This window comes from Xanthomonas sp. NCPPB 4467 (genome assembly GCF_041475665.2).
Classification (GTDB): Bacteria; Pseudomonadota; Gammaproteobacteria; order Xanthomonadales; family Xanthomonadaceae; genus Xanthomonas; species Xanthomonas dyei.
Genome location: NZ_CM191260.1, coordinates 420847 through 447002 on the forward strand (window position 1 = coordinate 420847; position 26156 = coordinate 447002).

Consider the following 26156-nt stretch of genomic DNA (forward strand, 5'->3'; position numbering starts at 1 on the left):
CCTGCGGGTGGAGGCTGCAGGCGCATGTTAATTTGCTGCGATCACTCCCCCAGAGATTGCCGAGATGCTCAGCGCGTACCGATGGAGCGGGTGGCTGGTGCTTGCCAGCCTGTTGCCGGCGTCTGCCCTTGCCGGTACGCCTGAGGGCGGTTACCGGCAGCCGCCGGAGCCGCTCTTGAGCGTGTTGCGCGCGCCGCTCAATCCATCGCCGCGTCTGGATCCCACCGGCAAGACCCTGTTGTTGGTGCAGCGCACGCAGTATCCACCGATCGCGCGCGTGGCCGAGCCGTACCTGAAGCTGGCCGGCGTGCGGGTGGAGCCGCGCACGCATAGCCGTCACGACATGTCCAGCGGCTACGGCATTCGTTCCTGCCTGGAAGGCTTCAGCCTGGTCGAGGTCGCCACCGGCAAGCAGACCGCGGTGACCCTGCCGGCAGGGGCCTGCCCGGCAGCGCCGGTGTGGTCGCCGGACGGGCGCCGCTTCGCCTTCAACAACACGGCCACCGATCGCGTCGAGCTCTGGGTGGGCGAGGTGGCCACCGGCAGCGTGCGCAAGATCGACGGTGTGCAACTCAACCCGGTGCTGGGTGGCGAAATCCAGTGGTTGGGCGGCAGCGACACCTTGCTGCTGAAGACGGTGCCGCACGAGCTGGGTGCCGCGCCGCGCAAGGCGGCGGTGCCGCCGGGCCCGGAGGTCAAGGAAACCATCCAGGGCAAGGGCGAAAGCAGCACCTACGAGGCGCGCGACACACTCTCCAGTCCAGAAGACGAGGCCTTGTTTAGCTACTACGCCACCTCCCAGCTGCTCACGGTGGATGCGGCCACCGGCAAGCAGCGCAAGCTCGGCACGCCTGCGGTCTACACCACCGTGGATGGCGCGCCCGATGGCCGCCACGTGCTGGTGGAGCGGGCGAAGCAGCCGTATTCCTACGTCACTACTTATGCGCGCTTCGCCCACGAGGTGGCGGTGCTGGATCTGTCCAGCGGCAGCGAGCGCAGGCTGGCCGATCTGCCCGTTGCCGACCGGGTGCCGGTGCAAGGGGTTGCGATCGGCCCACGCGCCTATTCCTGGCGCGCCAACCAACCGGCCACGCTGGTCTGGGCCGAGGCGCTGGATGGGGGCGACTGGAAAACCAGCGTGCCCGCGCGCGACAAGCTGATGACGCTGGCTGCACCGTTCACCGCCAAGCCGCGTGAACTCACGCGCGTACAGCAGCGCTATGCCGGCCTGTCGTGGTTTGCCGAAGGCGGCCAGGCACTGTTGGACGAGGACGACGAAAACCGTCATTGGCGTCGTACCACGCTGCTGGATGCCGACCGCCCCGGTACTGCCGGGCGGGTGTTGTTCGACTTGTCCACCGACGACCTGTATGCCGATCCCGGCGTGCCGGAAACGCGTCTGCTGGCCAACGGCCAGGCCGTGCTGCGCGAAGAACAGGGTGCGTTGTTCCTGAGCGGGCAGGGCGCTTCCCCCGCGGGCGATCGGCCGTTCCTGGATCGCTATGCGCTGGCCAGCGGCACGACCCAGCGACTGTTCCGCAGCGACGCCAGTGTGGACGAACTGTTCTTCGGCTTTGCCGGCGACGACGTGTCGCGCCTGCTGACCTGGCACCAGTCGCCGACCGACCCGCCCAACGTGTATCTGCGCACGTTGGGTCAGCCATTGCCGACGGCGGCAACAGGTGAGGCGATCCTTGCCTCCACTGCCACGCCGGTCACCCATTTCCCGGATCCGACCCCGCTGGTGCGGCAGATCAACAAGCGCCTGGTGACCTACAAGCGCAAGGACGGCGTGGAGCTGTCGTTCACCCTGTACACGCCGCCCGGATATAAGGAAGGCACGCGCGTACCGGCGATCCTGTACGCCTACCCGCTCGACTATGCCGACCCCTCCAAGGCCGGCCAGGTCAGCGGCGCCAGCGAGCGCGACTTCACCCGCCTCAGCTACTACCAAGTGCTGCTGTTGGCCGGTTACGCGATCATCGACGATGCCGCCTTCCCCATCGTCGGCGACCCCAAGACCGCGTACGACACCTACCTGCAGCAGCTGGTGGACGATGCCACCGCCGCGGTGGACAAGGCAGTGGAGCTGGGCGTGGTCGATCGCCAACGTATCGGCGTCACCGGGCATAGCCACGGCGCGCTGATGACCGCCAACCTGTTGGCCCACACCGACCTGTTCCGCGCCGGCGCCGCCACCAGCGGCAGTTACAACAAGACGCTGACGCCGTTCGGTTTCCAGAGCGAGCGCCGTTCGTTCTGGGCCGCACCGGAGGTCTACGCGCAGGCGTCGGCGTTCTTCCACGCCGACAAGATCAACGAGCCGTTGTTGATCGTGCACGGCATGGACGACGCCAATCCCGGCACCGAAACCACCCAGGCACCGCGCTTGTTTCAGGCCATCCGCGGCAACGGCGGCACCGCACGGCTGGTGCTGCTGCCGTTCGAACCGCACTGGTATACCGCACGCGAATCCACTGAGGATGTGGTCGCCGAGATGCTGGACTGGTTCGACCGCTACGTGAAAAACGCGCCGCCGCGTGAGACGGCCAACAAGCCCGCGCGGTAAATCAGGTACTCCTGGCGCTGGTTGTAACGAAGGCCGCAACGCAAGTGGCTTTCGCTGTTGCGCAGCGCTTTAGCACGCTTGGCGATCTGTCCAACCGTGCGGTGTGAGGTGGCGAGCACCTCACACCAACACCGAGCCTATCGGGCTTAATCCGCCGACAGCGATCCCAGCGTAAAGCCGGACACGGCATTGACCTTGCCGCGCCAGAGCACGCCGCGGTTGCTGGGCAGCGGCTGTCCACCGGGCGAGAAGCAACGTGACTCGATCAGGTGAATGAACTGCGGCGGCCTGCTGCTTTGCTGCGCATCGTCCTCGGTGTCGTAGATGCTGGCATGGCTGGCGAACGCGCGGCGGATATCCTCTTTTTCCTCGGCATCGCCGGGATAGGCAGCGGAGAATTCCTGCGCAAACGCTTCGAAGTACTGCTTCCCGCTAACCAGCTGGCCGGAAACAATGATGCCTTCCACAAACAGCGTGATGCCGAACTGCACGTTCGAGGTGTTGACGGTCGCGACCAGCTTCTGCAGATACCAATCCAGGCTCTGGCCGTCGAACGCCAGCTTGACGTCTTCCAGGCTCGGTTGATTGTCTTCTTGATCTGTCATGTGGCTCTCCCTGATTGAAGGTGTGATGTGTGTCGGAATCAGCGCGGCGACCTGCCTACGCATCGCCTTGCATGCCCAAGAACGCGGGTGCGTTCTGTCAGGTGATCGCTGCGGTTGGGGCCGCCAGTGCCACGTGGAAGAGCATGGGGTGAGTCTATGGCATGTTCCTTACCTTGAACCGTCCTGCCTCAGATGATTGATCCGACGTCCAGTCGCGACCACGCCTGCCTTCCTTAACTCCCGCGAGGCGGCTTGTCATGGTGGTTCGTCATGTCCATGCGCTCCGCAGGTACCCAGTTGCCAGGCGGCTACCGTACTTTCGGCGTGCCCAGCCTTTGACAGGTGCCGAAGCAATCAATGGCCGTGGTGGGTTGCCTGTTACTTCCATCTGGAAATCGCTCGAGCTGCACGTAAGACAGCGAGAAGCGCAACGTAGCCGGCTTTTTGTATGGCGGTAGCGTTCGAAAAACGAGGTTTCGTCAGTGGCCTGGTGTATTTGCGGCGTCAACGGCGGGAAATGTGTTTCGGCAGGTCTCAAGCATGGCCTTGCCTCCCACACTATCTATCCGGATTTCTCCGTCTATCATGTAGGCCTGAACATCACGCCTGACGGCAAAGGCTTGCTCAGAGGACTCTGCAATGGCCTCGTTCCCAGTGCGGATGATGCCGCCTGGCAAATTGTCGCCGCGCACTAGGCCGAGCACCGTGAGTTGAGAACACAGCCCCATCCAATAGGCGGAATGCTCATCAGCTGCCCGGCTATCCCCTGCCAGGTATCCCGCTAGATGGAAGCTCTCATGAGAGACGAGATCAACGAGATTTCCCAGCGTCCTCGGATTGTCCGCAAATAATGGGGCCGCCAGGTTAAGAGTGGCATCATTGAGTCCTAGTGAGGCCGTTCGCTTATGGAAGCCGGATCCGGGGGGAAGCAGGTAAAGATTGATGCCGATCGCAGTCTTTCTGTAGACGCCCATGACCTGTCCGAGTGCGCCTTCGACTGCCGCGCAGTATTTCCCGACATCCTCGGTCTCTCTGACGGTCAGTAGGGTGATACTCATGCGGGTATCAGGGCACCGCAGGCGCTGAAGATGTGGAGCGCCTCGACGGCGCTCCATTTTCTTCTCCTCCGGTAGATACATATCGCTCACGACATAAGTGAAAGCGGAAAAACGTCTTATGGAGATCAGATTCATGCCCTCGGGACTGACGCCTTGTGGCACTTCTCTCAATGATGCGCAGCCCAACAGGGAAATAACTGGTGCAAGCACCAGCGTGTAAAAGCATGCAGTCCAAGGCCGTGACAAAAATGCTCTCGATCTCTTCCGCGGTGGCATCATTTCCATATCGTGTGTGGATCCAGGCTCAGTTGGGATTGCAGGGCGTAGGCGTTGGAACACGTGGGCAGGAGGTTCCATCGAATGCAACAGAATACGTGGCTTGAGTATTCCCTTCATACCTCGATTGCCCTGCAATCACTTGCTGCCCAGACGAATAACTGGAGCGAAATTTCACTACCTCGTAAGTGATTTTGTCTGAGCTACCAGAGTTGGCATATGCCCATTCATTTATTGCATTTGGGTCTGCTGCCTTCAATACCGTACCCACCTTTACCCAACGGAAGGTCCGAGCTGCTTGTACCGTGCCTGTTGCAGAGTCGGATAAAGTGACAACGAAATCTCCCTGGGCGGGATATGGGATGGTGGATCCCGATGTGTCCAACTCATAACTTTGAGCATCGGCGCTGATATTCATGGCTTCCAGCGCAGCTGCAAACATGGGGCCACCTCGCTCCCATGTTGCTTCTGCGCCAACTTTGCATTCTCCTCCACCGCCAGCTCTATTTGAGCACTCGCCATAAACTCTTGCTTTTGTGAAAGTGGCAGAGCAGCCTGTCGATAATATCGCCATCGAAACAACCATCGGTACGAGTAATCCTTTATAGTGAATTCTGTTCACTCTATCTTCCTTCTCTCGTTTTGCGGGATGATCCGCACACAAAATTTTTTCGAAAATTCTTCTAAAAAAAGTGATGTAAATCTAAATTTTACAAAAAATAGTAAAATTAGCATTCCGCTTTCGCATGGTAAATATAATATTATTTTCCGGCATATAAAATATTAGAAAATCTTATGCACTTTCAGGCAGAAGCTAAAAAATACTGCGCCAGCCCAGACGGGCGCGGCCGGTGCTCGGAATCGACATGCACTACTCGTGGGCTCAGGTTCCAGCGCGCTATCGCGCTATCCATATCTGCCTGGCGAGCGCTCGTTACGTTTTTTAGCCGCTCTTAGTCACATACTGCCAAAAAGGGCAGAAAAATAGTAAATTGCTAGTGCATATCGATGACACGATCAAGGCCGGTAATCGAAGGAGGTCGGATTGGCCCAGATACGCCACGACTTTTTTGAAGCGCGTAGATAACCGGCGGCGAACACGCCCTAACCCTCACCACCCAGCCACTGCGCCATCGGAGCGCGGGTCACTGGCGCCGCTGATCACGCCATCCACCTCGCGCACCAATGCGCCGGCATGGCCCATCACCGAGGTATAGGCGGGCAATAGTTCCACTGCATGTCCGGCGTCGCACAGTGCTTGCACCACGGCCGGATCGAAGCGGTCTTCCAGCTTCAGCGAGGTGCTGTCTTCGCCCCAGGTGCGGCCGAGCAGCCAGCGCGGTGCGGTGATGGCCTGTTGCAGCGGCATGCCGTAGCGGGCGTAGCGCGAGAACATCGCCGCCTGGGTTTGCGGTTGGCCTTCGCCGCCCATGGTGCCGTAGGTCATGACGCGGCCGTCGTCGAAGGTGGCCAGCGCGGGGTTGAGCGTGTGGAAAGGTTTGCGCCCTGGGGCGAGGGCGTTCCAGCCATCGGGTGCGAGACGAAAGCTGCAGCCGCGGTTTTGCCAGGTGATGCCGGTGCGTGGCAGGACCAGGCCTGAGCCGAATTCGAAATAGGTGGACTGGATGCAGCTTACCGCGCGGCCGTGCGTGTCGATGGCGCCGAACCAGACAGTGTCGCCAGCCTGCGAGGGTTGCGGCCACGGCAATGCGGTGGTCATGTCGATGCGTGCGGCCAATGCGTCGAGCGCGGCGCTATCGTCGAGCAGCGCCTGTGCGTCGAGCGACATCCAGGCCGGGTCGCCGATGTGCGCATCGCGGATCAGGAAGGCCTGTTTGGTGGCTTCGATCAGGCCGTGCAGATGCGCGTAGCTATCCGGCTGGTCGGCATGCAGGCGATCGAACAAGGCCAGGATCAGCAGCGACGCCAATCCTTGCGTGGGCGGTGCATGGTTGTACAAGCGCGCGCCGGCAATGGCGACCGACAGCGGCACGCTGACTTCGGCGGTATGTGCGGCCAGGTCGTCGGCCTTCAGCGGGCTGCCGAGCGTGTGCAGATCGGCAGCGATATCGTCGGCCAGGGCGCCGCGGTAGAAGCTGTCCAGCCCATCGTTTGCCAGCCGCTGCAGGGTGCGGGCGAGTTGCGGCTGCTGCAGCACTGCGCCTTCGTGCAGGGGCGCGCCACGCGGCTCGAAGATGCGCGCATACGCGCCGGGCAGGCAGCGCAGTGCATCGCCCTTGCTGGCGGCGACCTGCGCACCGCCGAGGGTGATGGCCACGCCTGCGTCGGCGTGATGGATGGCCTCTTGCAGCAGCTGCGGCAAGGGCAGTGCGCCACCGGCTTGTTGCAGCGCCAGCGCCCAGCCGGAGACGGTGCCGGCCACGGTGTTGGCTGCGCCGGGGCCGCGCCAGGGGATCTGCGCGTGGCCGCGATAGAAGTCCAGCGTGGCCGCCTGCGCGGCGCGGCCGCAGGCATCGATGGCGTGTACGCGGCCGTCGGGCTCATGGATCAGCCAGAAGCCATCGCCGCCGATGCCGGTCATGTGCGGATACACCACGGCCAGGCAGGCGGCGGTGGCGACGGCCGCTTCGATGGCGTTGCCGCCGGCGCGCAGGATGTCGCGCCCGGCCTGTGCAGCCAGATGGTGCGGGGCGACGACCATGCCGCGACGTGCGCGCAAGGTATGCAGCATCAGGGTGTCTCCGGCGGCGCGCTGAAGGCGAGCAAGCCGTCGCGCTCGAGTTGTGCGGCGAGTGCGAACAGGCGGTCTTCGCGGCCGGGTGCGGCGATCAATTGCACCCCCAGCGGCAGCCGCCCCGGGCGCGACAACGGCGCGGCCAGCACCGGGCAGGCGGCCAGGCCGAGCGGTTGGGTGAAGATGCCGAGGTTGGCGCGTGCAGACACGGGCAGGCCATCGATCACGATGGTGTCCTGATCGATGCGCGGCGCAACGCAGGGCGTAGCCGGGGCGATCAGTACATCCACGTCGTCCCACAGCTGTTGCATGGCTGCGCCAAACCAGTGCGCGAAGCGGTGTGCATCGGCCACCGCGCTGGCCGGCAGCTGCAGACCGGCGAACAGGCGGTCGCGCGTGGCCGGGTCGAACTGATCGCCGTGCGTGCTGAGTGCTGCGCGATGGCGGTGGCCGCCCTCGGCCGCGGTGAGTACGAAGGCAGCGGCGCGGGCGCGCTCTGCTTCCGGCAATTCGACGAGCGTGCTGCTGTTGCACGCGGTCAGCAATGCGCCGATGCCAGCATCCAGCTCGGGATCGAGATTGCGTTGAAACCAGCCGCCGAGCCGGGCGATACGCAGGTTGGCGACGTTGCAGCTGCGCAGCGCATGGCCGTGCATGACCTCGTACACGCGGCGCAGATCGGCCACCGAGTTAGCGAACGGGCCGACCACATCCAGTGCATCGACGAATGGGAACACGCCCTCCAGCTGCAACGTGCCGTGAGTGGGGCGCAGGCCGTACACACCGCATAACGCGGCCGGCACGCGGATGGAACCGTTGGTGTCCGAGCCGAGTGCAAACGGCACCAGCCCGGCCGCCACCGCTGCCGCCGAGCCGCCGGACGAACCACCGGCCAGATGCCGGTGATCGTGCGGATTGGCGGTGGTGCCGTAATGCGCGTTGACGGTGGCAAAGCCGTAGGCGAATTCGTCCATGTTGGCGGTGCCCACCAGCACCGCACCGGCATCGCACAGGCGTTGCACCACCGCCGCATCGCGGCTGGCGGGCGCGCACTGCGCGCGGACCACGGCGCCAGCGGTGGTGACCTGGCCGGCGACGTCGAACAGATCCTTGACCACGAACGGCACCCCGGCCAACGCACCGCCATCGCTGCCGCCGGCCAGCGCGGCCTGCACGCGCGCAGCATCGGCAGCGGCGCGTGCGGGCAGCAGGCGGGTGATCGCACACAGGCGGTCGTTAGCCTGGTTGATGCGCGTCAGCGTCTGGGTGGCATGCCGTGCGGCCAGCGTGGGCTGACTACGCGTGGTGCTGACGATCGCGGCGATCTGGCCGCGCGGGGTGGCTGTGTCCGGCGATGCGGGACGCGGAGCGATGAAGGTGGCCAGGAGCTGCGCGTGGCCGCGCAGGACCTCGCTATTGCGATCGATGCCGACCTGCCACTGCGCTGGGAGTTGCATGGGTCACCTTGGGTTGCTGGGAGTGGTGCGGGTGTGTGGTGCGTTGCCGGACCACGGCGCCTGCGGCTGTGGTGCCAGGCGACGCTGTGGATGCGCGATCAAAGCACGATGCGGCGGGAAAGTGCGGTGGTTTTGTCTCAGCGTGTTGCGCTCTGGACGCTAGCCCCTTTCTGCGGGTGATGCGTTAGGTGATGGTGCCCGATAGGTTGGGGATGCGTGGGGCACTGGTAGCGCGCAAGTGGGTCATTGCGCTTGGGGCGGGGAAAAGGACGGCAGTGCGGCGACGATGGAGCGGACCTCCCATGCGTAGGAGCGTGCCTGCGTGCGATGACGCTGTGTCGATGAAGTGCATCGCATGCGACCGCGTGCCTGAGTGGTGCGTTTCATATGGGTGGTCTCAGCCCTATTTTCGTTCTGCCAGCAACGTGCGCTCGTACTGCGCCAGGTCGGTTTCCAGCTGCCATTGCAAGCGTGCCTTCTCGCTGGCCTTGCGGAACTCGGCGCAGGCCGCATCGTCGGTGTCGCGCTGCACCGCTGCCGCACAGGCCGGCACGGCGGCGCCGTCGTCGGTCCACAGGCTGGCACCGGGCAGAAAGCTGTAGCTCAGGCCATTGCGTGCCAGTTGCTTGAGGGTCGGGTAATCGATGGCTTGCTCCTGCATGGCACGCTGATATTCGTGGGTCATGTCCGCGCGCGAGACGCCGGCATCGTCGGTGGACAGCACCACCGGAACACCGGCGCGCAGATACATCGCCAGTGGGTGCGCGGCGCCTTTGACGCCCAGAATCACATCGTTGCTGGTGAGGTTGATCTCCACCGCAACCTGTTTGCTGCGCATCTGTTGCAGCAGCCCGTTGGCATCGTCTTCGTAGGGCAGGTCCACCCCATGGCCGATGCGCTGCGCACCGGCCTCCACGGCCTGGCGGATATGCGAGCGCAGCTGCGCCGGCGGCACCAACCCCAGCGTCAGCTCGCCGGCATGCAAGGACAGCGGCACCCCCGGATAGCGGGTAGCGAAGAAGCGGAACATCGCCATATGCCGGGTGTAATCGGCCAATGCCACCGGGTGGTCTTCGGGCGCGACTATATTCAGCGCCACCGCGCGACTGCCGCCGGCCGCGATCAGGGCATGCGCCAGCGCCATCTGCCCGAACACCATCGGTTGCGGCAACACGCGCAGCACATAGGGCACGTAGCGGTAGCTCACCTGGCAGCCGGGGCGTGCATCGGCCTGGTCGCAACGCAGCACGCTGCGCACCTGCGCGTCGGTGGCCGCCAGCGCGCGTTGCGCGGCCTGCACCAGCGGCGGCAAGTCACCCTGCAGCGCGCGCAGGTTGGCGGCATCGTCATCGCCGCTCCACGGCAGCGACTGCATACGCTGTGCGGCCTGCTCCATCTGCGGCGGGTTGGCGATGATCTCCACATATGGCACGCGGTCGCGCGCGGCCTGGTCGAGCACCGCAGCGACGGTGTCTGCCACGCGCGCTCGCACTACCGCGTCGAACTTGCCGAAGGTGCTGAAAAACTGGTCGTGCCCGCTGGGCTGGGCAACATCGGGGAGAAACTTGCGCATCGACAATGCATCGACCACCCGCCCGTACAGCGCCGCATTGCGCGCGGCCAGACCACGTGCGGGCTCCTGACCCTGACCGCACGGCGCAGCGCGCAGGCTCAGGTCGTCCAGTTGCACGCAGGCACCGTCTTCGCTGGCCCATTGCAGATAGTCCTCGGCATACACCGAACCGGAGAGATGGTTGTGCAGGTCGCCGCCCTTGGGCATGGCCTGCAGCCACGCGCGCAATTGCGCAGGGTGCGCGGCCGCGTCGTGAAACAGCTGCGCCACCTGCTGCTCGCGGTGCTGCGCGGGCGCTTGCGCGGGACGTGCGAGCGTCATGCCCGGTAACAAGGCGCACAAGGCAAGGATCAGACAGCGAGAACGAGGTGGCATGCGGTGAGCTCTGGGAAAGAGGCGGCAATGCTGTGGCGCTGCCGATTGCGCTGCAGCTTGCCGCGCGACGCGGCGGGTGACCAGTGGGGCGTGAGATGAAACAGCCGTGGCGATCCGCTCATTCCAACGCATAGCGCAGCACGAACAGGCTGGCGATTACCCAAGTAGCCGGATGCACCGCGCGCCAGCGGCCACTGCCCAGCTTGAGTGCTGCGTAGGTGATGAAGCCGAAGGCCAGACCGGTGGCGATGGAGTAGGTGAGCGGCATCGCCAGCATGCAGATCGCGGCCGGTAGCGCGTCGCCGACATCGTCCCACTGGATCTGCGTGCATTCGCGCAGCATCACCGATGCCAGGTAGATCAGCGCCGGTGCGGTGGCATACGCCGGCACCATCGCCGCCAATGGCGAAAACAACAGCGCCAGCAGAAACAGCGCTGCCACCACCAGCGCGGTGAGGCCGGTGCGCCCGCCTGCCTGCACGCCGGCAGCGCTTTCCACGTAGGCGGTGGTGCTGGAGGTGCCAAGCAGCGAGCCGGCCAGGATGGCGGTGCTGTCGGCGAGCAGGGCGCGGTCGAACTGACGACGGTGCGCCGGGGTATGCAACAGGCCGGCGCGCTCGGCCACGCCCATCAAGGTGCCGGTGGCATCGAACATTTCCACCAGCACGAACACCAGCACCACGTGCAGCACGGCGGTCAATGCGCCGCTGCCGCCATGGCCTTGCAAGGCGCCGGCAATATCGAGCTGCAGCAGGGTAGGCGCCAGGCTCGGCGGCAGCGACAGCACGCCCTGGTAGTGCACCAGACCCAGCGCCAGCGCCGCCACAGTGACCGCCAGGATGCCCAGCAACATCGCCCCACGCACGCGGCGGACTTCCAGTACGCCGATCAGCAGCAGCCCCGCCAGCGCAAGCAGTGGTTCGGGACGATGCAGATCGCCCAGGGTCACCAGCGTCTGCGGATGCGCCACCACCAGCCTGGCTTTTTGCAGGCCGATCAATGCCAAAAACAGGCCAATACCTGCCGCAATCGCACTGCGCAACGCGGGCGGGATGCCATCCACCAGCCAGCGCCGCGCGCCGGTGACGCTGAGCAGCAGGAACACGCAGCCGGAGACGAACACCAGCCCCAACGTCTGCTGCCAGCTGTAGCCCAGCGTGCCCACCACCGAGAAGGCAAAAAACGCATTCAAGCCCATGCCCGGCGCCATGCCGATGGGATAGTTGGCCAGCACGCCCATCAGCAGCGAGCCAAGCGCGGCGGCCAGACAGGTCGCGACGAACACCGCGCCGTGGTCCATGCCAGTGGTGGCCAGAATGTCGGGGTTGACGAAGACGATGTAAGCCATCGTCAGGAAGGTGGTGGCGCCGGCCAGGACCTCCGTGCGCACGCTGCTGCCATTGGCGGCCAGCGCAAATCCGGGCCAGCGCATCAGCATGCACCTCTGCAAGGGCGGGCGAAGGCGATCACACAAACAACCATCGGCAGACATCTCATCGACACAGGGGGGGCACGCGCGGGCCGAATATCTTGCACCGTGGCAGGACGATTGCCACGGACCTTGGACACGGAATGCACTGCAAGTGCACTGCGTGTTGCGCAGTGCAATGACATAACCGCAGGCAGTTGTCTGTCTCTGCGCCGGCGTTGTCTTGTGCAACGATCAATCGCACCGTGCAAGACGACGCGGGGCGCACCTCCATCCACAGGTGTCCTGCAACCTTTGCGGCTGCTTTGCGCTGCAGCGTGAACGTCGTCAGCCACCTGCGCTATCGCTGTCGTCACGTCTGCGCAAACGCATGACACACAAAGCGCTCAAAGATCCAGCACCAGGCGTGGCGAGCGGCTGCGCGAGCAGCACAGCGTGATCTGGGTATTGGCGGCATGTTCGCCGTCGCTGAGCACGCTGTCGCGGTGATCCGGCGTGCCGGCGATGACGCCAGTCAGGCAGGCACCGCACATGCCTTGTTCGCAAGACAGCGGCACCGCGATACCGGCATCGAGCAAGGCGCTGGCGATGCTGCAATCGGCCGGCACCTGCACCACGCGGCCACTGGCGGCCAGTTCCACTTCGAAGGCGCTGTCGGCATCGTGCGCCAGGCTGGTTTCGGCAGCGGCGAAGTGTTCGCGATGCAACTGCGCCGCCGTCCATCCATACGTCCTGGCAAGTTGGGTGAAGTGGTCCATGAACGCGGCCGGCCCGCACAGATACAGCTGATCGTGCGCGCCTGCCTGCACGATTGCGTCGGGCACATGCACGCGCGGGCTTTGCCCGCCATCGCTCAGATGCACGTGCACCTGCCCATGGGTGAAGCCCTGTTGCAGCCGCTGCACGAAGGCCACATCGGCATGCCGGCGCGCGTAGTAATGCAGCACGAACGGCTCGCCACGCACTTCCAGTGCTTCGGCCATCGACAGCAGCGGGGTGATGCCGATACCGGCGGCCAGCAGCACATGCCGCTCGCCCGGATGCAGCGGGAACAGATTGCGCGGGCTGGAAATCTGCAGGCGGTCGCCGGCGCTGAGCTGCTCGCACAGATGCCGCGAGCCGCCGCGCGAGGCGTCGGCCAATTTGACGCACAGCAAATAGTGATCGCGCGCATGCGGTGCGCTGGCAATCGAATACTGGCGGATCAACCCATCCGGCAGATGCAGATCCACGTGCGCGCCGGCCTCGAAAGCAGGCAGTTCGGCGTCGATCGGCTCCAGCCGGATCGCGCGTTGGCGATGGCCCTGGTCGAAGACGTCGGCGACGCGGACCTCGTGCAGTTGCATGGCGTGATCCTCGGCGGTCAACGCAGAAAAAAGTCGCTATAGCCCTGGCTGCGCAGGCCACGGCGATAGGCGATCGAACTGCGGTCGGCCGGGATGTGCACCTCCAGCAGCGGGTCCAGCGGCAGGTATTCGGGGCGCTGCGCCTCGACCATGGCGCGGTCCTCTTCGAATACGCGCAGGTTGAAGGCGTGCACGTCTTCCACCGGCAAATGGGTGTCGAAGTTGCGCGCGATCGGCACCAGCAGACGCGTCTTGTGCTTGGACACCGGGCTGGCGGCATTCATGATTACCAGCCGCTTGCCCGGCACCGGGAAGTGGATGGTGAGCGTGGCGGTAAACGGCAGATGGATTTCGAAGTGCCGCAGCCACTGGAAGCTGGGGTCCACCTCCGGCAGCGGCATGTCCACCGAATAATTGGCCACGCTGCTGAGGTAATCGGCGTTGAAACCGGTCGGCGTTTCGGTGGTGGTGTAGGCCGGTACCTCGCGCTTGTCCGGCTGGGCGAAGGTAGCGGTGTGCACGAAGGCGAAATGCGCCACGTCGATGAAGCCTTCCAGTTGCCGCGCGGCGCTGCCGCCGATGTCGAACGCCGGGCACACGATCTGCTGGAAGCCATCCTCGTCCCAACCCGGCATCGGCGGGATCTGCACCTCGGCCGCGCTCACGTCGGCCGGTTTGGCCAGGCACACCCAGATCAAGCCGTAGCGCTCGGCCACCGCATAGGTGTGCAGGCGCATCTTGGCCGGGATGTTCTGGTTTGGGCTGGCCGGGATGTGATTGCAGCGCCCGTCCGCGCCGAAGCGCAGACCGTGGTACGCGCAGACCACGCCGCCGCCGTCGGCGGTGCCCATGCTCAGCGGCACGCCGCGGTGCGGGCAGACATCGCGCGCGGCCACCAGCTCCTCGCCCAGCCGGTACAGCACCAGCGGCTCGTCCAGCAGGGTGGCCTTGAACGGCGCCTGCCCCACCTCGCTGCTCAGCGCCACCGCGTGCCAATGCTGGGCCAGGCGCTGCCAGTCGGCGGCGTCGAAGGTGCAGTGCAGCGGCAGGGCGGGGACGGCGACATCCATGGGGCGGTCTCTGGCGTGAGGCGGGAGCGGTGCCCGATTGACTCTAGGAAGCCGGGGGTGTGTGATCAAACATCGTTTTTCCGCCAAGCCATTGCAAAAAATGCAACGCCAACCGAGCCCCGCCGCATGCTGACCTTCTCCCGCTTCACCCGTTACTTCATCGAAGTGGCCCGCTGCGGCAGCATCCGCAAGGCGTCCGACGTGTTGCACGTGTCCGCCTCGGCGATCGACCGGCAGATCCTCAAGGCCGAGGAAGAGCTGGGCGCGCAGCTGTTCGAACGCCTGCCGGGCCGGTTGCGGCTGACCGCCGCCGGCGAGCTGCTGCTGGTGGATGTACGCGGCTGGGAGAAGGCCTACGCGCGCACCCTGGAGCGCTTCGACGAGCTCAAGGGGCTGCGCCGCGGGCATGTGGAGATCGCCATGATCGACGCGCTCAGCGAAGGCGTGGTGCCGGCAGCGGTGGCCGCGCTGGTGCAGGACTATCCGGGCATCACCTTCAACCTGTCCACTGCGCGCAACCAGCGGGTGATGGAAATGGTGACCTCCGCCGACGTGGATATCGGCCTGTTGCTGGACCCGGTGAGCAGCGTGGACCTGGAGGTGCGCGCGTTTGCGGATATCCCGTTGGGCATTGCGATGCCGGTCGGGCACCCGTTGAGCACGCGCACCGAGCTGCAGCTGAGCGAGACGCTGGAGCACCGGTTGTTGCTGCCGGCCGCGCCGCTGATCGTGGGCGAGCACGCCAAGGTGCTGTACCAGCGCCAGCACATCGACGTGAAGCGGCTCACCCACTGCAACGATGTGCGCACCCTGCGTGGACTGGTGCGCGCGGGTGCGGGCGTGGGTCTGATGTCGTGGCTGGACGCCGCCCCCGATGTGGCCGACGGGCGACTGGCGTTCGTGCCGTTCCGCCAGCACCTGACCAAGCCGATGACGCTGGCCTTGTGCGTGGCCCCGCAGCGACAGCTCTCGCGCTCGGCGCAGCTGGCGATCCAGGCGCTGGCGGCGAAGATCGATGCGATGGCGGTACCCGTGGTGGGGTGAGCGTGTTGCGCAAGCGGCCCTCACCCCTGCCCCTCTCCCGCAGGCGGGAGAGGGGAACGGCAACGCGTTTGTAAGGGCTGATGGCATGCAGATGCCGCAGTGCGTCGCTTCTCCCGCCTGCGGGAGAAGGTGCCCGCAGGGCGGATGAGGGCAACGCTCACCCAGTACAATCGCATCTGCTCTTTCAGGCCACACCCGCACCATGCAGTTGATCGATATCGGCGCCAACCTCACCCACGATTCCTTCGACCGCGACCGCGACGCCGTGCTGCAACGTGCACGCGAGGCGGGCTTGGCGCAGCTGGTGATTACCGGCGCCAGCCGCGAGCATTCGCCGTTGGCCCTGCAACTGGCGCAGCAACATCCCGGAGTCTTGTACGCCACCGCCGGCGTCCACCCGCATCACGCCGTGGAATTCACTGCCGAATGCGAGGCCGAAATGCGCACGCTGCAGGCGCATCCGCAGGTGGTGGCGGTGGGCGAGTGCGGGCTGGATTACTTCCGCGATTTCGCACCGCGCCCGGCCCAGCACAAGGCCTTCGAGCGGCAGCTGCAACTGGCCGCCAACAATGGCAAGCCGCTGTTTCTGCATCAGCGCGATGCGCACGACGACTTCCTGTCCATCATGCGCAGCTTCGACGGCAAGCTGGGTGCGGCCGTGGTGCATTGCTTCACCGGCACGCGCGAAGAGCTGTTCGCCTATCTGGACCGCGACTATTACATCGGCATCACCGGTTGGCTGTGCGACGAGCGCCGTGGCGCGCATCTGCGCGAGCTGGTACGCAACATCCCGGCCAACCGCCTGATGATCGAAACCGACGCGCCCTACCTGTTGCCGCGCACGCTCAAGCCCATGCCCAAGGACCGCCGCAACGAGCCGATGTTTCTGTCGCATATCGTTGAAGAGCTGGCGCGCGACCGTGGCGAAGATGTGGCCGTCACCGCTGCCAACAGCACTGCTGCGGCGCGTGCGTTTTTCCGTTTGCCTGTGCCTGCTGCCACCGCATGAGTCATTGGCTCATGCGGCCAGCAATTCCCAGCCCTGCGCATCGCGCAGGCGCAGGCCCGGCTGTGGCGCATCCACACTGACGCGCAAGCCGTCGGCCCACGGCAGTTGGCGCTGTTGCGGGAACCAGCGCCGGCGCTGGTCCACCACGATCAATAAACCTTGATCGTCGCCTAGCGCGACAAAGCCTTCCACGGCCGGCGCAAACGGCTGCACGCCAAAATGATGAGCCACGCTGCTGGTCACTGCCTCGACATTGTTGCTGGGCAAGCCGATCTCGCTCAGGCACAGCAATTCTTCGCCGTGGAACTCGCCCTCGCCGGTGGCCACATCCTGCAGCGCATCGCGCGCGATCAGCTCCAGCACCGCACCATCGGGGCCGGCGAAGTACACCGATTGCGATTGCCACACCCCGTCCAGCGCAAAGCGCTGGCGACCTTGTGGGTCGGCAAGCAGCGTGCTGCGCGCGCCGATCCATTGCGCTGCGGCCTCGAAGCGCGCCGGCGCGACGTTGAAAGCCAGATGCACGCTGCCGACCGGATGGTGTGCCTGCACGCAGTCCAGCGTGGTCCAGCCGATGTGCACGGTGTTGCCCTGCAGCGGAAGCTGCAGCACATCGCGATAAAAGCGCCGGGTCAGTGCGGGGTCCAGACAGGGCAGCAAGAGATGACGGAGATGCATGGCACTCAGATCGATGGAAGAGGACTGCATTGAACAACCTCAATCGCAGTTGAGGTCAAGCATTCGATGCGCCAGACATGACGATGCCCGGCTTCCGAGCCGCGGCGCTCAGAAACGCCTTAACCGCGATGCACCTGGCCGATGCGCGAGGCCTTGGCACCCAATCCAGACGGGTGATCGAGCCCGCTTGTGCAATGTGAAAGGGTCTCCGGCGACCGCTCCAAGCAAGATGGAGCGCAATGCCGACGGACGAAAATGCAGGCACGCAAAGGCTATGGTGAGTTCGCTCGTGTAAACGCGTCTTCCAGGGTGGGACGCGAGGGTCGCCGGAAAACATCTATTTTCCCCAAGGTCATTGCGGAGAATCGAGATGGAAAATTCCATAAAGCCTGCCTCTTCAGCACGTACAAACCCGCCACTGGAGATTCCTGGCGGCAGCTCAACCGTGTCCTCTGGTGCCGACGGTAGCGTAGAGGCGGATCACCGGTTCGTAGCGTTGCGTCGCCCCCCCGTATCTAGGCGATCCAGCCCGTCTACTCCAGCCATCGCCACGGCAAGAGAGCGGCTGGAGCGGATGCGGCAAAAGGAACATAAACGGCTGGGCGAGCTGAAGGAGGACGCAACTTTGCTTATCAGTCGTTGGGGGGAACTGCAAAGTGCCTTGTTGCAGAGAGGAGATGCGGAGCTGGCACGTAAATTTGAAGAAAAGCAGCCACGCCTGGAGCAAATTCAAAAGGAGTTGATTCGCGAGATGGATCCCAACCTCACTGCCGATCCGAGTTCTGAAAGATGGGAAGAGGAGCTGGAACTCATGCAAATGCAAGCGGATACGCTTAAGAGAATGTTTGAAAATAAGAATCCCGGAGGCTTTGATTCGATACGCCCGGCATTGCTTGCCACCTTGAGGTTAGGTGAACCCCGTGTCCGACGCTGAATCTGACCAGGTCTGAAGGTGATCTGTCGCAGTTGATGTCGGGCACAGGCGAGGAGCGCTCACGTCTGTTCGAGCACGACGTTGATCCTCGCTCCCCAGGCTGACGCAAGCTGCGCCCGAGGCCATCGCTCAAAGCAGTTCTGCCAGCGCCCATAGATGGCGCACCAGCGGAGCGCTGTCCAGCGCGCCCGGTGCAACCGCCAGGGCCAGGCGCGCCAGCGGCATGCGCCCTTCGATATCCAGGTAGCGCACCCCGGGACGCTGCAGTTGCGCGGTGGAGGCGGGCACCACCGACACGCCCAGTTCGGCGGCGACCAGGTTGATGATCGATGACATCTGCGGCGCCTCCTGGGTGATGCGCAAGGTCACGCCGGACTCGCGGCAGGCGGCGAGGATTTCGTCGTACAGGCTCGAGCCGAAGCTGCGCGGAAACAGAATGAACGGCTCGCCGGCCAACGCCGCCAACGGCGCGCTGTGGTGGGCGGCCAGCGGATGCGCGGCCGGCACCGCGATCTTCATCGGCTCATCGGCAAAGCGCAGTAGCTGCAGGTCCGGTGGCGTGCTCAGCCCGTAGCGGACGAACGCCGCATCCAGGCGGCCATCGGCCAGGCCTACCAGCAGGCTGGCGGTGTTGGTTTCTTCCAGCAGCAGTTCGACCTGCGGCCATTGCCGGCGGAAGTCGCGGATCAGGCGCGGCACCACGGGGCTGAAGGCGGCCGAGGCGGTGAAGCCCATGCGCAGCCGGCCGGATTCGCCGCGCGCCACACGCCGGGCGGTTTCGGCGGCGCGCTCCACATCGGCCAGTACCCGGCGCACTTCGCCGAGAAAGGCCTCGCCGGCCGGCGTCAGTTCCGCGCCGCTGTGCGTGCGGCGGAACAGCGGCGTGCCCAGCTCGCGCTCCAGTGTCTGGATCTGCTGGCTCAGCGGCGGCTGGCCGATGCCGACCCGTGCCGCAGCGCGGGTGAAGTTGCCTTCCTCGGCAACCGCCAGGAAATAGCGCAGGTGACGCAGCTCCATGGTATCTGTTTCATATATGGCAACTGCCAGCATCATATATTGGACAGGGGGTGGTGGCGGGCGAATACTCCCCGTCCCCGGTCTCATCCAGATACCCGTGCCTGCTCCCGATTCTCGCTCCAGCGCCCTACCGGCCAGTGCCGCCGTCCCCCAGATCGCGGCGCCCGCCACTGGCCGCATCCGGCTGGCATTGTTCCTGGCCGGCTTTGCCACCTTCTCGCTGCTTTACAGCGTGCAGCCGGTGCTGCCCGAGTTCGCACGCGCCTTCGGTGTGGATGCGGCCACCGCCTCGCTGCCGCTGTCGCTGGCCACCGGCGGGCTGGCCGTGGCGATCTTCTGCGCCGGTGCGGTTTCGGAAAACCTGGGCCGGCGCGGGCTGATGTTCGCTTCCATCGCGCTGGCCGCGGTGCTGAACCTCATCGCAGCGTTCCTGCCGCACTGGGGCGCGCTGGTGGCAGTACGTACCCTGTCCGGCATCGCGTTGGGCGGCGTGCCGGCGGTAGCGATGGTGTATCTGGGCGAAGAACTGCCGGCCAACAAACTTGGCGCGGCCACCGGCCTGTATGTGGCCGGCAATGCATTCGGCGGCATGAGCGGGCGCATCATGATGAGCGTACTGACCGACCACACCGACTGGCGCACCGCGCTGGCGCTGTTGAGTGGGTTCGACCTGCTGTGTGCCGTCGCGTTTGTGTGGTTGCTGCCGCCGTCGCGGCATTTCGTGCGTCGGCATGGGGTCAACCTGCAGTTCCATCTGCGTGCCTGGGCCGGGCATCTGCGCGATCGCAATCTGCCGTGGTTGTTTGCGTTGCCGTTCCTGTTGATGGGCGTGTTCGTCAGTCTCTACAACTACGCCGGGTTCCGGTTGGGCGGGCCGGAATTCGGCTTGAGCCAGAGCCAGATCGGCATGATCTTCAGTGCCTACGTGTTCGGCATCGTCAGCTCGTCGGTGGCAGGGGCGGCGTCGGATCGGTTCGGTCGCGGGCCGGTGGTCAGTGCCGGCATCGTGCTGTGCGTGCTCGGCGTGGCGCTGACGCTGGCGCATGCGCTGGCGCTGGTGGTGGGCGGCATCGTGTTGCTGACGATCGGTTTTTTTATCGCCCATTCGGCGGCCAGCGCCTGGGTGAGCCGGCTCGGCGGCGCGCACCGCAGTCATGCTGCGTCGCTGTATCTGCTGGCGTATTACGCCGGCTCCAGCGTGATCGGCGCGCTCGGCGGCTGGTTCTGGCAGCACGGCGGTTGGGCCGGGTTGGTCGGCATGTGCCTGACGTTGCTGGTGCTGGCGTTTGCCGCCGCGCATGTGTTGCGCCAACGCGCGGACGACGCACGCCCGTATGGCCGCTTTGCGCCGCATCCTGCGCGTGGCGAATGACAGGCGGATCGAGCAGCTCGACCACTTGTTGCTCACCGTTGCCGACGTGCATGCCACCTGCGACTTTGATGCGCGCGTGCCCGGTATGCAGGTGGTGAGTTTGGCGAAGGCTGGCCTGCGCTGGCCTTCGGGCAGCAGAAGATCAATCTGCATGCCGCCAGGCGTGCCTTCGCACCCAAGCTGCGGGGTCCAGCGCCCGAATCGGCCGATCTGGGCCTGATCATCGCAACTGCGCTGCAGCAGCAGGCGCAGGACCACATCGTCGCTGCTGGCGTCACCATCGAGCAGGGCCCGATCCAGCGCAGCGACGCAACCTGCGCGGTGTTGTCGATCTTCGCCGCGACCCGGGTGGCGACCTGATCGAGGTCAGCAGCTTGCTGTAACGGCGGATTGCTGCCGCATCTGCGGACTGTGCGTCTGTGCGCGATGCTGCGGTTCTTCGCGATGCCGAGGGCCTTGACGCGATGGCCATCGCTCACCCGCACGTGCTAAGCGTTGGTGTCGCAGTGCCACCGCCAGATGGCGCTGCGCGTAAGCACCGGGCCACGCTGTACACGCGCGGTCCCCTGCCTGCAGGCACACGACGAGCGACAGCGCAAACCCGCACCTTCATACTGCCTTGTCGCAGATGCTGCGCCTGAGTCCGCCGCAGGCGTCGGCTTGGAATTGGCCTGCACGGCCCCATCGTGTGCGACAGACCCGCGTGTTGCCTGCCGATGCACCTGCATCTGCATCCACCGCAACCGACCAGTCGTACCCTGTGCTGCAGACACCACGATGGCATGCTGCGCGCGTCTTGCACGACGCCCACTGCCCGCAGTGCACCGGCTGAACATGTTGCACCGCTGCAAGCGTGTCACGCCAAGGTGTTGCACAGTGATCTCACCGCTAACGGAGTTGCATGATGACGGGCCTGACCGACCACACCGGCGATGCGCTGCAGGCGTTCATCGAGCGCCACCAGCGCCTGTTCGTGCTCACCGGCGCCGGTTGCAGCACCGACTCGGGCATTCCCGATTACCGCGATCTGCAGGGCGGCTGGAAGCGTCCGCAACCGGTGACGTTTCAGGCCTTCATGGGCGAGCTGTCCACGCGGCAACGCTATTGGGCGCGCAGCCTGGTGGGCTGGCCGCGCTTCGGGCTGGCACAACCCAATGCCACCCATCACGCATTGGCCGCGTTGGAAGCGCGCGGGCAACTGGAAGTGTTGCTCACCCAGAACGTGGACCGCCTGCATCAGGCCGCCGGCAGCGCCGCGGTGATCGACCTGCACGGCCGGCTCGATGTGGTGCGGTGCATGGGCTGCGAGCGGCGCATGCCGCGCATCGAGTTTCAGCTGCTGCTGGAGCGTGACAATCCCGGATGGGCCACGCTGGACGCGGCGCAGGCGCCTGATGGCGATGCGGATCTGGACGATGTCGCCTTCGAGACCTTCGTGGTGCCGCCGTGCCCGGAGTGTGGCGGCGTGCTCAAGCCGGATGTGGTGTTCTTCGGCGAGAACGTGCCGCGCGAGCGTGTGGAGCGTGCGTTTGCGCATTTGCAGGCCGCCGATGCGGTGCTGGTGGTGGGCTCGTCGCTGATGGTGTATTCGGGCTTTCGCTTCGTGCAGACTGCCGCGCGCAACGGCCTGCCGATTGCCGCGCTGAACTTCGGGCGTACCCGCGCCGACGACTTGCTCAGCCTGAAGGTGGAGCAGTCGTGCGCGCAGGCGCTGGCTTTCCTGCAGCAGCCACCGGACCCGCTGCACAGCGCGTCGGCCAGGTACGACAGTGCGCGCTCTGCATGACGCAGTGATCCATTGCAGCGGTTGTGCGGCGACGCCTGGCGCAGTGCAATGGGTGTCCCCATGTCGCGTCTGGATGTTGCCTTGAGCCAGTTGTTCACCCCCATCGCCTTCGGCCCGCTCGCGCTCGCCAACCGTATCGTCATCGCACCGATGTGCCAGTACTCCGCACAGGACGGCCGCGCCAGCGATTGGCACCGCATCCATCTGGGTACGCTGTCGCAATCGGGTGCGGGGCTGTTGATCCTGGAGGCCGCTGCGGTGCTGCCGGAAGGGCGCATCAGTTACGCCGATCTGGGTTTGTACGACGACGCCACCGAGCAAGCGCTGGATGAGGTGCTGCAGTCGGTGCGACGCTGGTCGCCGATGCCGGTGGGCATCCAGCTGGCGCATGCCGGTCGCAAGGCCTCCACCGATCTGCCGTGGAAGGGTAGCGAGGCCATCGCCCCCGATCACGCGCATGGCTGGCAGACCGTGTCTGCCTCGGCGCAGCCGTTCAATCCGGGCAAACCGTCGCCGCAGGCGTTGGACGAGGCCGGGATCGATGCGGTGGTTGCCGCGTTCGTCACCGCGGCCACCCGCGCCGAACGCCTGGGTCTGGAGCTGATCGAACTGCATGCCGCGCATGGCTATCTGATGCATCAGTTCCTGTCGCCGCTGAGCAATCAGCGCAGCGACGCGTATGGCGGCTCGCTGGAAAACCGCATGCGCCTGACGCTGCGCATCTTCGAGGCGGTACGTGCGGCAGTGTCCGAGCGCATCGCGGTCGGCGTGCGCATTTCGGCCACCGATTGGGTGGAAGGCGGCTGGGATCTGGAGCAGAGCATCGCCTTGTCCAAGGCGCTGGATGCACTTGGCGCGCAGTACATCCATGTCTCCAGTGGCGGGCTGGACCCGCGTCAGCAGATTCCGGTGCAGGCCGGCTATCAGATTCCGTTTGCGCAGGAGATCCGTGCGCAGGTCACGATGCCGGTGATCGGCGTGGGCCTGATCACCGAGCCGGCGCAGGCCGAGGCGATTGTGCAAGACGGCCAGGCCGACGCAATCGCGCTCGCACGCGGCATCCTGTACGACCCGCGCTGGCCGTGGCATGCCGCCGCTGCGCTGGGTGCATCGGTCACACCGGCGCCGCAATATCTGCGCTGCGAACCGCGCGAGGCACGCGGCGTGTTCGCCAGCTGACCCACGCCACCGACGTCATACCGAAGAGGAAGCACACGCATGCCGATAGGATTTCTGGGGCTGGGCACGATGGGCCTGCCGATGGCGCACAACCTGCTGCGCGGCGGCTTCGAAGTGAGCGTCTGGAACCGCTCGCCAGAGCGCGCGCAGACCTTGCGTGATGCCGGGGCAACGGTGGTGGATGCGCCGGTGGGCGCCGCACACGGCCCGCTGTTGTTCTCGATGCTTGCAGACGACACCGCGGTCCGTCAGACCGTGCTGGACGGCGGCGTGCTGGACGCACTGCCGGCAGGCAGCGTGCACGTCAACATGGCCACCATCTCGGTGGCGCTGGCGCACGAGCTGACCGCACTGCACGCCGAGCGCGGCATCGCCTATGTTGCCGCACCGGTGCTTGGCCGCGTCGACGTGGCCGAGGCAGGCAAGCTCAATATCCTGGCGGCCGGCGACGCTGCCGCGCTGGCGCGGGTGCAGCCGATGTTCGATGTGCTGGGGCAAAAGACCTGGCACATCGGTAATGCCCCGGAGCAGGCCAACGCGGTGAAACTGGCGGCCAACTTCTGCCTTGCCAGCGCCATCGGCGCCATGGCCGAGGCCAGCGCACTGGCACGCGGGCACGGCGTGGACGCCACCCAATTCCTGGGTATGCTTACCACTACCTTGTTTGCCGCACCCGCGTACCAGGGCTACGGCAAGCTGATCATGCAGCGCCAATACACACCGGCCGGCTTCACCGCCACGCTGGGGCGCAAGGATGTGGACCTGGCCATCCAGGCCGGCGCCGACAAACAGGTGCCGATGCCGTTGGGCGAACTGCTGCGCGCCAGCCTGGACGACGCCATCGCGCATGGCGATGGCAATGCAGACTGGGCCGTGCTGGCAGAGGTGTCGGCGCGGCGGGCAGGGCAGGCCTGATGGCCACGCAGAGGCGCGCGCGTGTCGCGCGCTTCGCTTGAAAGCGCGGCGCGGCGCGTCTTGCTCACCTCAACATGCAGCAGACCTTCTAAAATGGCGGCTCGTTACAGCCGCCGCTCCAGGGAGGATGCGATGCGACACCTGCATATCACGCTCGGTTCGACCGAGCGCACAACGCGCGCACTGACCTGCGCCGGTGGCACACGATGACCGCCGAGCCGGTCGTCAACCAGGGCCCGGTGGGTCCGGACCATCCCGAACATCCGGACCACTATCTGTTCGCGCAGATCCGCGAAGCGGTGGGCGTGCTCGATGCCGAGTTGAACAAACCCACCGACGAGGCCAGCGTCCGCATGGCCGCACGCTTGCTGCCGCTGGCCAAGCAGCATGGCTTCGATCAGGTGGATTACGTGGTGCTCAGCCGGCACGTCGGCGAGGTGGGCGAGAACGTGTTTCTGGTGCGTGGCGAACTCTCCGACCCCGCGCATCTGCGTGCGCACATCACCACCCAGGAAGCGATGGAGACCTCGGTGGAGGCCTCGATGGCGCAACTGGACGAGATCAATCGGCGACTGATGTTACGGCTGCCGCCGCGCTGACCTTCATCGGGAGCGGCATGCGCATCGCGTCTGGCGAGGCATGCCACCAGCGCAACGCCTGCAGTGCGCTGATCGGCCGATCTGCACGCAACGCAGGCTCCATGCCATCGCGCACAGCTGCAGTGCCGCTGGCTCAACGTTTGCAGCGCGTCGCAGCGTAAAAGTTACCGACGCAAGCACTGCGCCAGCGGTGTCATCCATTGGCTATCATTGCGCCGATGCGCTCCGACTACATTCTTACGCTGTCCTGCCCCGACCGCACCGGTATCGTGTACCGCGTCACCGGGCTGCTGTTCGATCTGGCCTGCAACATCCTCGACGCCCAGCAATTCGGTGACGACGAAAGCGGCCGCTTTTTCTTGCGCGTCCATTTCGACAAACCGCCATCAACCGACATCGCCACCCTGGAGCAGCAGTTTTCGGTGTTGGCCAACGCGTTTGAGATGGACTGGCAGTTGCACGACGCGCGCCGTCGCGCGCGGCTGCTGGTGCTGGTGAGCAAGCAGGGTCATTGCCTCAACGACCTGCTGTTCCGCACCCATAGCCGGCAACTGCCGGTGGATATCGTCGCGGTGGTCTCCAACCACGCCGATTTCGCACCGCTGGCCGCGTCCTACGGCGTCGACTTTCATCATCTGCCTGTGACTGCAGAAACGCGCGCCGAGCAGGAAGCGCAGCTGCTCGCGCTGGTCGAGGACCTGCATATCGATCTGGTGGTGCTGGCGCGCTACATGCAAATTCTTTCGCCCGGCCTGTGCCGCGCGCTGGCCGGACGCGCGATCAATATCCATCACAGCTTCCTGCCCAGCTTCAAGGGCGCGCAGCCGTACCACCAAGCGCATGCGCGCGGGGTCAAGATCATCGGCGCCACCGCGCATTACGTTACCGAAGATCTGGACGAAGGCCCGATCATCGAACAGGACGTCGCTCGCGTGGATCACGCCATGACCCCGCGCGATCTGGTGCGCCTGGGCAGCGACACCGAATCGCTGGTGCTGGCGCGTGCGGTGCGACGCCATGTCGAGCATCGCATCGTGCTCAACGGCCATCGCACGGTGGTGTTTCGCTGAGAGGCAGTGGCTGTATGGATGAAGTGGGCTACGCATTGGTCCGGTCCATGTAGATCCTTGCAGGTGTTGTAGCGGCTTGCTTATCGCTTGTGGGGTTTGG

General features: G+C 65.2%; 21 protein-coding genes and 1 pseudogene. 11 read left to right on the forward strand and 11 right to left on the reverse strand.

The window, feature by feature from the left end:
• Nucleotides 1-64 precede the first annotated feature (64 nt).
• Entirely contained in the window at nucleotides 65-2569 is a 2505-nt protein-coding gene (locus tag ACCQ06_RS01745; protein ID WP_316689956.1) for a S9 family peptidase, read from the forward strand.
• A gap of 146 nt (nucleotides 2570-2715) precedes the next feature.
• Here the strand turns inward: ACCQ06_RS01745 and gvpU are convergent, their stop codons facing one another.
• From gvpU to ACCQ06_RS01790, 9 genes are all read right to left on the reverse strand, one after another.
• Complete coding sequence (gene gvpU / locus ACCQ06_RS01750) at nucleotides 2716-3174, reverse strand: gas vesicle accessory protein GvpU (protein ID WP_055853542.1); 459 nt, start codon at nucleotides 3172-3174, stop codon at nucleotides 2716-2718.
• A gap of 479 nt (nucleotides 3175-3653) precedes the next feature.
• Nucleotides 3654-4367, reverse strand: a complete 714-nt coding sequence (locus ACCQ06_RS01755) for a hypothetical protein (protein WP_316689957.1) — start codon at nucleotides 4365-4367, stop codon at nucleotides 3654-3656.
• Nucleotides 4368-4536: 169 nt separating this feature from the next.
• The gene (locus ACCQ06_RS01760; protein WP_316689959.1) at nucleotides 4537-5130 is read right to left on the reverse strand and encodes a hypothetical protein; all 594 of its coding nucleotides are present in this window, start codon (nucleotides 5128-5130) and stop codon (nucleotides 4537-4539) included.
• 489 nt (nucleotides 5131-5619) lie between these two features.
• Complete coding sequence (ggt, locus tag ACCQ06_RS01765; RefSeq protein ID WP_316689960.1) at nucleotides 5620-7200, reverse strand: gamma-glutamyltransferase; 1581 nt, start codon at nucleotides 7198-7200, stop codon at nucleotides 5620-5622.
• Complete coding sequence (locus tag ACCQ06_RS01770; protein WP_104615254.1) at nucleotides 7200-8660, reverse strand: AtzE family amidohydrolase; 1461 nt, start codon at nucleotides 8658-8660, stop codon at nucleotides 7200-7202. The genes ggt and ACCQ06_RS01770 overlap by 1 nt, the downstream gene beginning before the upstream one ends.
• A gap of 403 nt (nucleotides 8661-9063) precedes the next feature.
• Nucleotides 9064-10608, reverse strand: a complete 1545-nt coding sequence (locus tag ACCQ06_RS01775; protein ID WP_316689961.1) for an adenosine deaminase family protein — start codon at nucleotides 10606-10608, stop codon at nucleotides 9064-9066.
• Between the two features lie 118 nt (nucleotides 10609-10726).
• Nucleotides 10727-12040 carry an NCS2 family permease gene (locus ACCQ06_RS01780; protein WP_316692475.1) on the reverse strand — a complete coding sequence of 438 codons (1314 nt, stop codon included), beginning with the start codon at nucleotides 12038-12040 and terminating at the stop codon, nucleotides 10727-10729.
• 383 nt (nucleotides 12041-12423) lie between these two features.
• Nucleotides 12424-13383 (reverse strand): PDR/VanB family oxidoreductase, encoded by a 960-nt coding sequence (locus ACCQ06_RS01785; protein ID WP_316689962.1) that lies wholly within the window; start codon nucleotides 13381-13383, stop codon nucleotides 12424-12426.
• 17 nt (nucleotides 13384-13400) lie between these two features.
• Complete coding sequence (locus ACCQ06_RS01790) at nucleotides 13401-14453, reverse strand: aromatic ring-hydroxylating dioxygenase subunit alpha (protein ID WP_316689963.1); 1053 nt, start codon at nucleotides 14451-14453, stop codon at nucleotides 13401-13403.
• Between the two features lie 126 nt (nucleotides 14454-14579).
• On the opposite strand from ACCQ06_RS01790, the gene ACCQ06_RS01795 reads away from it, so the two are divergent.
• Together ACCQ06_RS01795 and ACCQ06_RS01800 are read left to right on the forward strand one after the other, a co-directional pair.
• On the forward strand, nucleotides 14580-15497 hold the full coding sequence (locus tag ACCQ06_RS01795; RefSeq protein WP_104615249.1) for a LysR family transcriptional regulator: 918 nt from the start codon (nucleotides 14580-14582) through the stop codon (nucleotides 15495-15497).
• Nucleotides 15498-15699: 202 nt separating this feature from the next.
• Nucleotides 15700-16506, forward strand: a complete 807-nt coding sequence (locus ACCQ06_RS01800; protein WP_316689965.1) for a TatD family hydrolase — start codon at nucleotides 15700-15702, stop codon at nucleotides 16504-16506.
• A gap of 9 nt (nucleotides 16507-16515) precedes the next feature.
• On the opposite strand, the gene ACCQ06_RS01805 is transcribed toward ACCQ06_RS01800, so the two are convergent.
• Entirely contained in the window at nucleotides 16516-17184 is a 669-nt protein-coding gene (locus ACCQ06_RS01805; RefSeq protein WP_170068572.1) for a VOC family protein, read from the reverse strand.
• Nucleotides 17185-17554: 370 nt separating this feature from the next.
• Between ACCQ06_RS01805 and ACCQ06_RS01810 the strand changes: the two genes are divergently transcribed.
• Nucleotides 17555-18118 carry a hypothetical protein gene (locus ACCQ06_RS01810; RefSeq protein WP_146091660.1) on the forward strand — a complete coding sequence of 188 codons (564 nt, stop codon included), beginning with the start codon at nucleotides 17555-17557 and terminating at the stop codon, nucleotides 18116-18118.
• 129 nt (nucleotides 18119-18247) lie between these two features.
• Here ACCQ06_RS01810 and ACCQ06_RS01815 read toward each other — a convergent pair whose 3' ends face one another.
• Nucleotides 18248-19135 carry a LysR family transcriptional regulator gene (locus ACCQ06_RS01815; RefSeq protein ID WP_104615246.1) on the reverse strand — a complete coding sequence of 296 codons (888 nt, stop codon included), beginning with the start codon at nucleotides 19133-19135 and terminating at the stop codon, nucleotides 18248-18250.
• Between the two features lie 97 nt (nucleotides 19136-19232).
• Between ACCQ06_RS01815 and ACCQ06_RS01820 the strand changes: the two genes are divergently transcribed.
• The 7 genes and pseudogenes from ACCQ06_RS01820 (at nucleotide 19233) to purU (ending at nucleotide 26056) form a co-directional block, all read left to right on the forward strand.
• Nucleotides 19233-20507: an MFS transporter gene (locus ACCQ06_RS01820; RefSeq protein ID WP_316689967.1), complete on the forward strand. Its 1275-nt coding sequence runs from the start codon at nucleotides 19233-19235 to the stop codon at nucleotides 20505-20507.
• Nucleotides 20470-20890 (forward strand): annotated as a pseudogene (locus ACCQ06_RS01825) (VOC family protein). The gene ACCQ06_RS01820 and the pseudogene ACCQ06_RS01825 overlap by 38 nt, the downstream one beginning before the upstream one ends.
• A gap of 521 nt (nucleotides 20891-21411) precedes the next feature.
• Nucleotides 21412-22293, forward strand: coding sequence for an NAD-dependent protein deacetylase (locus ACCQ06_RS01830; RefSeq protein ID WP_316692476.1), 882 nt, complete (start codon nucleotides 21412-21414; stop codon nucleotides 22291-22293).
• Nucleotides 22294-22374: 81 nt separating this feature from the next.
• Nucleotides 22375-23472 carry an NADH:flavin oxidoreductase/NADH oxidase gene (locus tag ACCQ06_RS01835; protein ID WP_503297852.1) on the forward strand — a complete coding sequence of 366 codons (1098 nt, stop codon included), beginning with the start codon at nucleotides 22375-22377 and terminating at the stop codon, nucleotides 23470-23472.
• Between the two features lie 39 nt (nucleotides 23473-23511).
• Nucleotides 23512-24387: an NAD(P)-dependent oxidoreductase gene (locus ACCQ06_RS01840; RefSeq protein ID WP_104615245.1), complete on the forward strand. Its 876-nt coding sequence runs from the start codon at nucleotides 23512-23514 to the stop codon at nucleotides 24385-24387.
• Nucleotides 24388-24593: 206 nt separating this feature from the next.
• Nucleotides 24594-24986 (forward strand): XVIPCD domain-containing protein, encoded by a 393-nt coding sequence (locus ACCQ06_RS01845; protein ID WP_228322816.1) that lies wholly within the window; start codon nucleotides 24594-24596, stop codon nucleotides 24984-24986.
• A gap of 218 nt (nucleotides 24987-25204) precedes the next feature.
• The gene (purU, locus tag ACCQ06_RS01850) at nucleotides 25205-26056 is read left to right on the forward strand and encodes a formyltetrahydrofolate deformylase (protein ID WP_316689969.1); all 852 of its coding nucleotides are present in this window, start codon (nucleotides 25205-25207) and stop codon (nucleotides 26054-26056) included.
• Nucleotides 26057-26156: the final 100 nt, after the last annotated feature.